This is a genomic window from Alistipes sp. AF48-12 (assembly GCF_003477565.1).
GTDB classification, from domain to species: domain Bacteria; phylum Bacteroidota; class Bacteroidia; order Bacteroidales; family Rikenellaceae; genus Alistipes_A; species Alistipes_A hominis.
Genome location: NZ_QUDJ01000004.1, coordinates 181008 through 192342, shown reverse-complemented (window position 1 = coordinate 192342; position 11335 = coordinate 181008). Strand labels below are relative to the sequence as shown.

Sequence of the window (11335 nt, the reverse complement as noted above, 5' to 3'; positions counted from 1 at the left end):
GATCGAGTCCTTTATACTCTTTGAATTTTGAACTGCCCATGTTTCGATAACTTGACTTTTGCAATAATCTGCAAAATAGCTATTTTTTGGCAGATTGTCAATAATATCCCGGGATTATGCGAAATCGGTTCTGCCGGCGGGTTCACTCCCCGCCGTGCCGCGGGGCCGACGGATGGTTTTTATATGCGTTGACTACCAGCAGTACGCCGACGAAAACCGCGATCGAGGCGAGTCCACGATCCCAGGACAGTTTGTCCATGCCGAGGGCGACCGAAAGCCCGGTCGCGATGACCGGTTGCAGGTAGAAATAGACGCTGCTAATCGTCGGTTTGACGTAGTGCAGACTGAAAATAAGCAGGTAATTCGGTCCGAAACTCGGGAGCAGGACGGCGTAGGCGATTACCCACCAGATGTGCGGCGGGATGGCGGCGAAATCGGTATGGATCACCGAGCTCAGTCCGAACGGGAGCAGCATCAGCGCGGCCAGCGGATACATCCAGCGCAACAGGGTGATCGGTTTGTAGCGCATGATCAGGTCTTTGAGCCATACCATCGAGAACGACGAACTGACAATGCCGAGGAAGACGATCGCGTCGCCGCCCAGTTTGGCCGTCGCCGCCGTCGTGCCGCTGTTGCTGAGAATCACCACGAGCGCGCCGGCCAGGCCGATCACCATGCCGACGATTTTCATCGGAGTGAACCGGTCGATCAGGAAAAATACCGAGATCACCAGTACGAGGATCGGCCCCAGCGTGGCGATGATCGAGGCGTCGATCGGGCTGGTATGCTGGATGCCGACCATCAGGAACAGTTTTTTTGCGACGCCCATCAGTACGGCTGCCCCGATGAATTTTACGATGTCTCCTTTGCGTTGCACCCGTTCGACCGGAACGAAAAAGAACGACAGCAGAGCCAGGATCGCGGCGATACTTACCGCCAGGGTCGCCAGTGCGTAAGGCGACATGTATTGCGGCATAATCATCTTGTAAAACGGGTAATTCATCGCCCAGACCAGATTGGCCAGGATCAGGCCGAGGTGGGCCTTGGTCTTATTTTGCAGTGCGTTCATGGATGGATGATTGATTCGTGGGGAATCAATTCGCAAAAAACGCGCCGGGAATACCAGGAAAACGATGCGCCGTCCCGAGGGACGGCGCATCCGTTTTTTTTAGCAGGTATTCTCCTGTTTCCGTTTATTTCATCGTCGTGTCCTGCGCCTGCATCACCATCAGCATTTCGCCGTCGTGCATCAGCATCAGCAGGTCTCCGTCGATCCGGTAAGAATCCACCCGGTCGAGTTCTTTGATGAATTTGTCTTCCTGAGCCTGATTCGCACACATGGCGCGCGTCGAAGCGACCGATTCGATTTTGATTTTGCCGTTGTCGGACAGCGTGTAATTGCCCATGATCGAATTGCAGTCGCCGCGTCCGCCGAAACGGCCTTTTTCTTTGCTGAATACCAACGTATAGTTGTTGTCGGCTTTGAACGGCTGTCCTTCCCATTCGACCATCGCCCAGGTGGTTTCGGTCAGGGGTTTGGCATTCTTTTTTCCTTTGCGACAGGAGCAGCAGGCCGTAACCGAAACGGCGAGAGCGATTGCGAGAATCAAACGTGCGGTTTTCATAATAAGTTGATTTTATTTGTAATTGTTAAAAATACCCTCCGAAAAAACGGCAAGCAAAGCTAATAATAATTTCCGAGAACCCGTCCGGATTCCGGATGATGTTTTAAATTTGCACGACAGTATAACCGATAAATTACAGAGCCATGAAAAAAGTTATTGCAACCGCGGCGGCCCCGCAGGCCGTAGGCCCTTACAGCCAAGCCGTCGAAGCGGACGGGACGGTTTACGTTTCCGGCCAACTCCCGATCGATCCGATCAGCGGTACGATGCCCGATACGGTCGCCCGGCAGACCGAACAATCGCTGCTCAACATCGGGGCGATCCTCGCCGAAGCCGGATGCTCGTTCGACAACGTGGTCAAATCGACCGTTTTGCTCGACGATATCAGCAATTTCGGGGCCATGAACGAAGTCTACGCTCGATTCTTCACCGGGCAGATGCCGGCCCGGGTGTGCTATCAGGTCGCGGCGCTGCCCAAAGGCGCAAAAGTCGAGATAGATGTGATCGCCGTAAAATAGACGCGGTACGGCTTTCGTATCGGGAAAACGACCGGACAGCAACGTCCGGTCGTTTTTGTCGTTGGGAAAGCGTTGCCGGGCGGGCGGCCGCTTGCGGGCTTATTCGAAGTCGAGGGTCTTTAGGGTTCCGTTCGGATCGACGTACCGGATCAGGGCGTTCGCTCCGTCGGCCGATTTCGTAAAGTCGGGACTCCCGGTATACACGTTTCCGATACACCTGCTGCTGACCTGCGACCGGTTTCGAATGGCGGTGCCGTCCATGTTGAAAATATTGCCGTCGATCAGCAGGTTGCCCGAGTTGGGAAGGATGTCTATGCACACCCTCTTCGGCGAGGCCGGCTCGGCGAACTGGTTGTGCGACACGATGAAATCGTTCACGGCGTCGCATTCGATGTCTTTGGATGTGTACGACGATACGCTGTCGGGGTCGGCATGCCACCTGCTCGCCGCCCGGTTGAAGCAGTAAAACAGGTTTCCGGAGACGAATCCCTGCCGGATGCCTTTCAGGGCCAGTCCTTTGACCTTGTAGTGGATGTGGCTGTCGGTCAGGTGGAACGCCGGTTCGCCCCACCCGTCCGTTCGTGCCGACAGCCTTACCCGAATGCCGGTGTCCTGCCCTACGAAGTAGCAGTCGGATACGATCCCGTCCTCGCTGTCTATTTCGCTCCGGTACAGCAGGCCGTATTCCGCCCCTCCCCAGAAGTAGCATTTGTCGACGAGCGGGCTGTAACAGTCCAGCAAAGCGAATCCCGCAGCCATTTTACCGTGCGAATCGCCGTACTCGGACGTGATCTTGACATTGTCCAGCATCGGATACCAGGCGTTCTTTACGACGATTCCGTTGGCGAAATAGCCGTTGCTGAAATGCGGCCCCCGCACCAGCAGGTTCCTTGCCTGGAACATCCTCGAATGGTGATCTCCGGGGTTCTGGTCGGCCGTATTGAATTCGACCGCCGTACCGAGGCCTTTTTTTACGGCGACCAGCGAAAGATCGCAGACGGTCACGGTCAGCATATTCGTCGCCAGATTGAAATAAAGCCCTCCATCCTCGTTGTCGCAGATCAGTTCGGTCGCGTCCTCCCCCGCTCCCCTGACGCAAATTCCCGAATGGTAATCGTATCCGCCGAACTGCGGCTGGTCGAAAACGATCCGTCGGGATATCCGGAACGACCCCGCCGGAAGGACGATCTCGACCTGCCTTTTGCCTTCCATCCGCCGGAATATTTTCTCGAGGCCGGGGCGCAGTCGGTCGTCCCGTCGTTTTTCGCTCCGAAGTCCAGGATGTTGTAGGTGGCGCATCCGCGGTCGTCGCGGTCTTTCGGCCGGGCGGCCAGGCTGTCGCAGCCGGTCGCGATGCAGAAAAGCGTACACAGCAGTAAGGAATGAAATCTCATAATTTTCTGTTTTACGGACTTTTGAACGGTACGGTTAAAACCCGTTCGGGGTGTTTCCGACACGGAATGCAATATTGCAAAGATTTCCGGAATAAATCAACGACGGGCAGACTAAAGATGGGTATTTTGTCCACATACCTGATTCGATTTAATTTATCAGTTAGTGCCAAATTTGCATGTAAAGATTAATCGGTTTATCTTCGGGATGATATAAGTATATGCCATTAGGCGCGTTGTGCGCGTCTTTTGCCGTAATTGTTTTCTTCAAGAGTAAACTTCATTTGAACAATGATTTATAGTTGATTGCCGATGTACAAGTCGTCGTTTATTTGTTTCTGGGTTTCTGTTTTGTGGATCGCTGGCTGTACTTCGTCCGCAGAATCCGGATCCGCCCCTGTTTTTACGGTGACTGTTCGGGAAGCGAATACGGGTTTATGCGATTCTCTCTGGCGTTATTCGAAACCGGTATTTCTGGAAACCACTTCCGAATCGGCGCTGAGTATGATCTCGAAAGTCGTTCTGTGGAACGGTCGGATCTTTGTTTCGGATAACCGCTATGATAAAATATGCGTGTTCGATACCGCCGGAAAGTTTTTATGGAATATTCGCCGGGTCGGCAGAGGGCCCGGGGAGTATATCGGAATGACGGATTTCGTGATCGATCCCGACCGGGAAGAATTGATCATCTATGCCGATAAGCCCTACAAATTGATTCATTGCGGTGTACAAGGCGATTTCCGGTATGAAAGCCGGTTGCCGGACGCTCTGTTCAAAGAGTTGGCTTTTACGGAAAAGTACCTTGTCGCGATTAACAGCCAGCAGATGTTTCCGGCCGATTATCTGTCCCTGATAGAACGGGGACGGGAAGATGGATTTGTAAAAATTCCTTTTGAACGTCCGATTCCTTTCAATACCTATTCCATCGGGCGGCAGCTCGTCGTTTCCGATCATCTGAATTTTACGTGCCGGTACGACAATACGGTCTACCGATTGGACGGGAAGAAAATCGTACCTTGGTTCCAAATCGATTTCGGGGAGAAAAATTTCCCTGCGTCGCGGTTGAATGTACAATTGACACAGGAGGAGTTTTGGGATTTGCTGGTAAAGGGTTACGTTTATTCCGTTACGAACGTCACCGAAGACGGGAAAGACGTCTGGGGGTTTTCCTCGGGGAAATGCTTGCCGTCGAACACGTCGGAGGGCATCCTGTGGTCGGGTTCTTTCAGACTTTACAGCAATTGAAATTGTCGGTATCCGACCGGGGAAATTCAACGGATTCGGTTTTTCTGAGCCGTGTGCGGACAGCCCGGGAGGATGATAACCCGGTTTTGTTTTTTTATTCGAATCATCCGTTCGAATAAAGGTTGTATTGCCGAACTTCTGAGCGTAAGTACCGCTTCCCGCTACCTGCGGCGTCGCAACCAAAGAAGAGCGCTTGTTTGTTTGGCAGGGCGCTCTCTTTTTTACGGACTCCCGGCCGCATCGTCGGCCGACACGCTTTCGGGGCGGCAAAGCGTCGGACGGTTCGGATCAGTCGGACGTATCATAAAATCGTATACGATTGCGGAAATGCGGGCGATTATGGAGGCGTTCGTCGGATCGTCTTCCTGCGAATCGCTGACGAATACGGCGATGTAGTATCTTTTGCCGTCCGGCGTCAGCACGAATCCGGCGTCGTTGTCGGCGATTTTGACGCCCGTTGAGGTGCGGTCGGAAGAGCCCGTTTTGTGGCCGACCGTGCAGTCCGGGGGCAACAGACTTTTGAGCTTGTCCTGCCCGGTCGAGGTTTCCGTCATGATCCGGATCAGGAATTTTTTGTACTTGGATGCGAACAGCCGGTTTTCGAAAAAGGTCTCGATCAGGCGTGCCGTCGCCGTCGGCGTACTACGGTTCAGGTATTGGTTCTCGATCCGGTCGTGCATCGTTTTTTCCGAGGCGGAAATGAACGTGTTTTCGATGCCGAGGCCGCGCACGTATTTTTCGACGGCTTCGGGGCCTCCGGCATATTCGAGCAGGATGTCGCAAGCGTTGTTGTCGCTGTGCGCTACGCTGTATCTCAGCAGTTCCGCTATCGTAATCGAAAAGTCCCGGCCCGGGTGTCGTTCTCTCAGCGGGCTGTATGTGTCCGGGTGCATGTCCGAAGCTTTTATGCGGACGACGCTGTCCAGCGGGGTGCGGTTCTTGTCCATGCGGTCGAGTACGGCCAGGGCGGTGTGGAATTTGAATACGCTCATCAGCGGGAACAGGATGCTGTCGTTCGCCGCGACGATTTCGTCCCGGTCGGACAGTACGGCCACCCCGACGGTCGCTCGATACCGGGACAGCACGGAGTCGATTTGCCGGACGAGCGTTTCGCATTGCGGTTTTGCCGTAGCGCATAAAACTGCGAACAGGCATACGGCCGTCAGACAGCCGTATGCGGCGATTCGTCGGACGGTTTCGGCGGTCATGAGCGGTCTGCGCATTTTAAAATCCGAAGTCGTCGATTTTGATGTCGCTGCCGCCCGTTCGCTCGAACGGTTTCGCCTGCTGTTGCACCGGATTGCCTTCCACGTGGATCGCCCGGAACGGTCGTGCCGGGCAGACGTATTCGCAGCCGCCGCATCCAACGCAGATATCCGGGTCGATCGACGGGATGGTCAGTCCCTCTTTGTACGGGATCATCGTCACCGCTTGCGTCGGACAGTGCTCGGAGCAGGCGCCGCAACTCGTTTCGTCGGCATAGACGATGCAATCTTCCTTAATGAATACGACGCGCCCCACCTGCGTCAAGTGCTTTTGCTCGACGGTAAGCGGATGGATCGCCCCGTTCGGACATACGTCCGAGCAGACGGTACAGTCGAAATTGCAGAATCCGCGGTCGAAATACATTACCGGCTGCATTACCCCGCCGAGTCCGTATTCGGTTACGGCCGGTTTCAGTACGTGCGACGGGCATTTGGCGATACATAGGTGGCAGGCCGTGCAGTGTTTGAGCAGGTGCTCCGGGCTGACCGCTCCCGGGGGGCAGAGCGGATGCTGCCGTTTGTACCCTTTGCGGCCCGATAGCAACTCTTCCTGTTTTCTGGCGAATGCTTCGGGCAGCAGGGCGGCGGTCGCCAGCAGCGTGCCGAGGAACTGCCGCCGCGACCGGTCGGGCGATTCGGAAACGCCTGCCGTTTCGGGCGGGCTGCAAGGGGCAGGTTGCGAAGACGTAGGAACCGTTTGCGGGATACCGCCCTTTTTTACGGCCAACGGAACCGCCGCTTTCGATGCGGTGGACGAGAACTGGATCGCCTGCTGCCGGCAGTTGTCCAGGCAATCGAAACAGGCTATGCAACGGCTGTAATCGACCGTGTGCGTCTTGCGGTCGATGCACGACGCTTTGCATTTCGAAGCGCATACGCCGCAACCGTTGCAGTTGTTCTTGTCGATCCTGATTTTGAACAGCGCGTATTTGCTCAGGAAACCCAGCAGCGTGCCGACCGGACAGATCGTATTGCAGTACGAGCGACCGTGTTTCCATGCCAAAAAACCGATGATTCCGAACGTGGCCAGTGCGACGATAAAAGCCAGCGGGCTGACGACGGCGACTTCCGTGCGGTAGAAAGTATAGTTGTCGAATTTCGTGAAAATCGCTTCCAGCAGGTTGTTGCCGGCCATGTAGACCGGGCTGAAGACATTCGATACCAACCGCCCGTAAGCCCCGTACGGATCGAGCAGGCTCAGCACGACGGTCAGGCCGAACAAGTACGTGACTACGACGACTCCGAGCACCGACCACCTTAGGATCGTTTTCGCCGGCGCGAACGCGAACCGTTTCCGTTTTTTCTGCAACCGGCCGGCGATTCGGTTCACGATATCCTGGAAAATGCCCGTCGGGCAGACGACCGAACAGTAAATCCGCCCGAACAGCAGCGTCGCCAGAATTAGCCCGGCCAGCGTGACGAGGCTCAACGACAGCACCGCCGGCAGGAATTGGATACTGACCAGTCCGTGAAAACTTTCCGGCAGCCATCCGGCGAAGTCGAGGAAGTAGAGCGTAATCAGGGTAAAGGTCGCCGCCGCCGCTACCACACGCAACTTTCTGAGCATGATGTTTTCGTCTTTTTACAGTTTGATTCGTTTGACGTTCAACTTATCGAGATCCGTCGTGCCGATGTTCAGCGCCTGGCCGTTGGCCAGATGTCCGACCGATTCCATCGGCATTTCGCGGATCTGGTTGAAGAATTTCGTGGCGGCCGTATCGACGGCGACGATGTCCGGCGATACGAAAAGCCTTTGGCGAGCACCACGTCGTCGGCCGACTGACCGCGCGGTCCGTTGGTCTTCATCACGCGGTAGGCGTCCACCACGTTCAGCGCCGGTTTCTTTTGCAGCGTGCAGATGTCGGCGATGCACTGCTGCAGGTCGTCGCGGTGGAATGCGCCGCGATCCCAGACGATACCCATCAGGTTTTTCATCGAGATGGTCAGGTTAGCTCCCCCGTGGTGTTTGAGCACCGGTACGTTGATCCAGACGTCGCTGTCGAGGATCGCCCGGTGCACTTTGGCGTTTTTGAGGATTTTGCCGTGCGGCAGCGAAATGTCGCGGTAATAGGACTCCTCGTGGGCCGGAACGACTTTCGCGCCTGCGGTTTTGGCGGCATCTTCGATGCCGCTGTTTTTATAACATTTGATCCAGTCGTCGCAGGTGTGGTCGAAAACCGCGACCTCCTTGGCTCCGGCGGCCAGGCATTGTTTTACGATCTCGGCGATCAGCTTGGGATTGGTGTTGCCGGCCAGTTCGGGCGTTTTGTCCCAGCCGATATTCGGTTTGACGGCCACTTTGGCCCCTGCTTTGACGAACTTTTTCATGCCGCCCATTTCGGCGATCGCTTTGCGGAACATGGCGTCCGGTTCGCCGCCCATGACGGCGATCAGGTCGGTTTTTCCTCCCGTAGCGGGGTCGGTGACGGATTGGGCCAGCAGATCCATCGTTCCGCCCGGCTTGATAATCATCGCAACCCCCGTCAGGGCGATCGCCTTTAAGAAATCTCGTCTGTCCATCGCGTTTGTTTTTAGTCGGGTTGTTTTCGAAGTATATCAGAAGCGCAGGTTCACGCCGCCGAAAACCGTGGCTCGGGGCATCGGGTAACCGGCGTTGATTTCGTAGTCCTGGGCCAGCAGGTTCTCGCCCCGCGCGAAAAGTTCGACGACGGAGCTCGCTTGCCACGAGGCGCGTAGGTTCCACAATACGAATTGCTCCGTGCCCGGCGCTTTCAGATCCGTATAGAGTCCGCGGATGTATTGCACCCCGGTCGATACGCTCCAGCGCGGCCGGATAAAGTCGATACCGGCGTACAGTTTGTGCTGCGGCGCCGCCAGTATTTTGTATTCCATGTGCAGCCAACTGTAATTGCCCGAGAAGGCCAGCGACCGGGCGGCCCGGTATCGCGCGGTCAGTTCCACGCCGTAGTTTTCGATCCGGCCCGTGTTGACGTTTATCGGCCGGTTGCCGTCGAAAACCGCCTGGATCGTGTTGTCGCCCTTAAGGTAGTAAACATTGGCGCTCAGCGACAGTTTGCATTGCCAGAAACTCTGCGTAACGGAGAACTCGTAATTCATCAGTCTTTCGGGTCGCAGGTCGGGATTTTGCGGCGGAAACATGTACATTTCGCGGATGGTCGGCGTCCGGAATCCTTTGCTGAGGATCGCTTTGAGGACGGTTTCGGGCGCTATCGGGAAACTGATCCCGAACTGCGGGACCCACTGCGCGCCGAAGTGCGGGTTATAATCCATGCGGACGCCCGCGTTCAGCGTCATCCATCTCGCGAGCGTTTGCTGCATGTTCAGGTAGACCGCCACATCGTTCAGCGTCTTGTCGGCCAACTGTTCGTCTCGGTCGGGATAGCGGTTCCAGGCGCGTCCCCCGCTGCGTTGGTAGTCCGCTCCGAGCGTCGTCTGGTTGCCCGTAAACAGCCGGTACGACTGGTAGGCCGTGATGCCCAGCATCCGGTCCCGCGAACGGAAACGGTAGTCCGGCGACGGTTGTCCCGGGCTGTGCCCGTCGTCGATTTTGTGATATCCGAAGTTGTAAAAGAATTTCAGCGATCCCGACGTGCGTTCGTAGCGGTTGTCGAGCGAGAACGAGGTCATTCCGCGGGTAATCAGCGCATCGTTGTCGATCAGCGGAGCGGTGACGGAACCGGGGTTCGAGGCGGCGAAATGGTTCAGGTTCACGTCCGCGAACGCTTTCCAGTGCGCGGTGAAGTCGTAGCCCAGCTTCAGGTAGCCTCCCCAACCGCCGAATCCCATGTTCTTGCGGTGTCCGTCGGTACGACTGTAATTCAGCGCGGCGAAACTGTTGAATTTTCCTTTCCGCACGGCGTTGCTCACTTCGACGTTCAGCGTGTTGAACGAGCCGTACATCAGGCGGGCCGTGTTGTAGACGCCATCCGCTTGCCCTTTTTTCGTGATGATGTTTACGACGCCGCCCATCGCGTTCGACCCGTACAGGATCGAGGCCGGGCCGCGCACCACTTCCACCCGTTCGGCGTTCATCGACTGATAACTGTCCGCCAGCGGATGCCCCATCAGGCCCATGTACTGCGGATGTCCGTCGATCAGCACCAGCACCCCGGAAGTGGGTTCGCTCCCTACTCCCCGGATTTTCATACCGCCGGCCGCGCCGGCCGCCACGCCGTACCCCATCACGCCGCGTCCGGTGATGAACAGTCCGGGCACCTGTTCGGTCAGCACCGGCAGCAGCGACGGTTCGAACCGCCGTTCGATTTGCCGTTCCTCGACGACCGATACGCTCATCGGCAGGTTGCGGAGGTTTACCGCTGGCCGCGATCCGGTCACGATCACTTCGTCCATCCGTACGGAGTCGGCGAAGCGTTCCGGTACGGCGCTCCGTGCGGAAATCATGCCGCAGCATGCCATTGCGGCGCATAGGTAAAGTTTCGTCGGTACGTTCATACGGTCAGAGTATCCCTGGAAATCGGAAGCAAGCTTCGTTGTACAGCGCGTAGTCCGCATTCCCCTTCACGTCGAAGTCGACCGGGGCCAGCCGTTTTCGGTTTGTCGTATTTCGGCCGCTGGCATTCGTCGCGCAGGTTGATTCGCAGCGGGCGAACCTCTTTGTTCAGCCGTTGGTTCAACGGCGCGGCCGGTATGATCCCGCCGTTGGCGATCGCTACCAGCAGGTCGAAATCTTCCGGGATCGGGATTTCCCGAAAACGGGTCAGCACTTCTTCGAATGTTTTTCCCGGCATCGTGTCAGCGTTTGGCCAGCCATTTCAGCAGCGCGTACCCGGCTACGATCTGCAACAACATGCCCGGAACGCCGAGACGGAAATCCTGCATGGCGGTGAGGAAGCTGCCTGTGAGGGCCCATTCGAACAGCGAGCCGATGATCTGGTAAGTCAGTACGACGGCGACCATCGCCAGCAGCGAAACGTTTTTCAGGTAACGGGCCGCCATAGCGGCGGCTACGGCTAGCGTGACCGACTTGATCAGGATTTCGGGCAGTACGGCGGCAGCGGGCATCTCGAACAGCGCGCTGTTCGCCAGCGGAGAGAGCACGGCCGTCAGCAGGCCGACCCGGATGCCGAATTTATAGGCTGCGATCAGCGTAAAGAAGTAGATCGGCAGCAGGATCAGTCCCCCCTGCGGAATCAGATGGCATAATTGCGGCAGAATCAGATTGCCGGCTACGAACAGCAGCGTGAACCAATAGGTCTTGGCCTGTCGGAAGTTCAGCGAATAGAGTTTTACAGTCGTTTCCATAACATAGTTGTATTTTAAAGTTATTCGATTGCGGTATTGCGGAGTAT

The 11335-nt window shown here is 56.3% G+C and carries 9 protein-coding genes and 2 pseudogenes; 2 read left to right on the top strand and 9 right to left on the bottom strand.

The annotated features are described in order from the left end of the window. Positions 1 to 142: 142 nt before the first annotated feature. Both DW082_RS04190 and DW082_RS04185 read right to left on the bottom strand, forming a co-directional pair. Positions 143 to 1069 (bottom strand): DMT family transporter, encoded by a 927-nt coding sequence (locus DW082_RS04190; protein ID WP_172970765.1) that lies wholly within the window; start codon positions 1067 to 1069, stop codon positions 143 to 145. A gap of 124 nt (positions 1070 to 1193) precedes the next feature. After that, entirely contained in the window at positions 1194 to 1625 is a 432-nt protein-coding gene (locus DW082_RS04185; protein ID WP_101570694.1) for an META domain-containing protein, read from the bottom strand. A gap of 143 nt (positions 1626 to 1768) precedes the next feature. Between DW082_RS04185 and DW082_RS04180 the strand changes: the two genes are divergently transcribed. Beyond that, on the top strand, positions 1769 to 2143 hold the full coding sequence (locus tag DW082_RS04180; protein ID WP_055204093.1) for a RidA family protein: 375 nt from the start codon (positions 1769 to 1771) through the stop codon (positions 2141 to 2143). A gap of 99 nt (positions 2144 to 2242) precedes the next feature. Here the strand turns inward: DW082_RS04180 and DW082_RS04175 are convergent, their stop codons facing one another. Beyond that, a complete protein-coding gene (locus DW082_RS04175; RefSeq protein WP_118457492.1) occupies positions 2243 to 3355 on the bottom strand; it encodes a hypothetical protein in 1113 nt (370 codons plus the stop codon). Between the two features lie 491 nt (positions 3356 to 3846). Between DW082_RS04175 and DW082_RS04170 the strand changes: the two genes are divergently transcribed. After that, entirely contained in the window at positions 3847 to 4779 is a 933-nt protein-coding gene (locus tag DW082_RS04170) for a 6-bladed beta-propeller (protein WP_118457490.1), read from the top strand. 221 nt (positions 4780 to 5000) lie between these two features. Here DW082_RS04170 and bla read toward each other — a convergent pair whose 3' ends face one another. The 6 genes and pseudogenes from bla to DW082_RS04140 all read right to left on the bottom strand — a co-directional run bounded on the left by bla (position 5001) and on the right by DW082_RS04140 (position 11288). Continuing rightward, positions 5001 to 5987 (bottom strand): class A beta-lactamase, subclass A2, encoded by a 987-nt coding sequence (gene bla, locus DW082_RS04165; protein ID WP_118457504.1) that lies wholly within the window; start codon positions 5985 to 5987, stop codon positions 5001 to 5003. Positions 5988 to 6003: 16 nt separating this feature from the next. Beyond that, complete coding sequence (locus DW082_RS04160; RefSeq protein WP_118457489.1) at positions 6004 to 7611, bottom strand: 4Fe-4S binding protein; 1608 nt, start codon at positions 7609 to 7611, stop codon at positions 6004 to 6006. Positions 7612 to 7626: 15 nt separating this feature from the next. Further along, positions 7627 to 8564: pseudogene (locus DW082_RS04155) on the bottom strand (DUF362 domain-containing protein). 36 nt (positions 8565 to 8600) lie between these two features. Continuing rightward, positions 8601 to 10478: a TonB-dependent receptor gene (locus DW082_RS04150; protein WP_182424086.1), complete on the bottom strand. Its 1878-nt coding sequence runs from the start codon at positions 10476 to 10478 to the stop codon at positions 8601 to 8603. A gap of 4 nt (positions 10479 to 10482) precedes the next feature. Next, a pseudogene (locus DW082_RS04145) lies at positions 10483 to 10774 on the bottom strand (phosphoribosyltransferase). Positions 10775 to 10778: 4 nt separating this feature from the next. Further along, positions 10779 to 11288 carry an ECF transporter S component gene (locus DW082_RS04140; protein ID WP_118457485.1) on the bottom strand — a complete coding sequence of 170 codons (510 nt, stop codon included), beginning with the start codon at positions 11286 to 11288 and terminating at the stop codon, positions 10779 to 10781. Between the last annotated feature and the right edge of the window lie 47 nt (positions 11289 to 11335).

Coding starts and splice junctions, on each gene's coding strand:
- DW082_RS04190 (WP_172970765.1), bottom strand. CDS start 1,069: ATGAACGCACTGCAAAATAAGACCAAGGCCCACCTCGGCCTGATCCTG.
- DW082_RS04185 (WP_101570694.1), bottom strand. CDS start 1,625: ATGAAAACCGCACGTTTGATTCTCGCAATCGCTCTCGCCGTTTCGGTT.
- DW082_RS04180 (WP_055204093.1), top strand. CDS start 1,769: ATGAAAAAAGTTATTGCAACCGCGGCGGCCCCGCAGGCCGTAGGCCCT.
- DW082_RS04175 (WP_118457492.1), bottom strand. CDS start 3,355: ATGGAAGGCAAAAGGCAGGTCGAGATCGTCCTTCCGGCGGGGTCGTTC.
- DW082_RS04170 (WP_118457490.1), top strand. CDS start 3,847: ATGTACAAGTCGTCGTTTATTTGTTTCTGGGTTTCTGTTTTGTGGATC.
- bla (WP_118457504.1), bottom strand. CDS start 5,987: ATGACCGCCGAAACCGTCCGACGAATCGCCGCATACGGCTGTCTGACG.
- DW082_RS04160 (WP_118457489.1), bottom strand. CDS start 7,611: ATGCTCAGAAAGTTGCGTGTGGTAGCGGCGGCGGCGACCTTTACCCTG.
- DW082_RS04150 (WP_182424086.1), bottom strand. CDS start 10,478: ATGAACGTACCGACGAAACTTTACCTATGCGCCGCAATGGCATGCTGC.
- DW082_RS04140 (WP_118457485.1), bottom strand. CDS start 11,288: ATGGAAACGACTGTAAAACTCTATTCGCTGAACTTCCGACAGGCCAAG.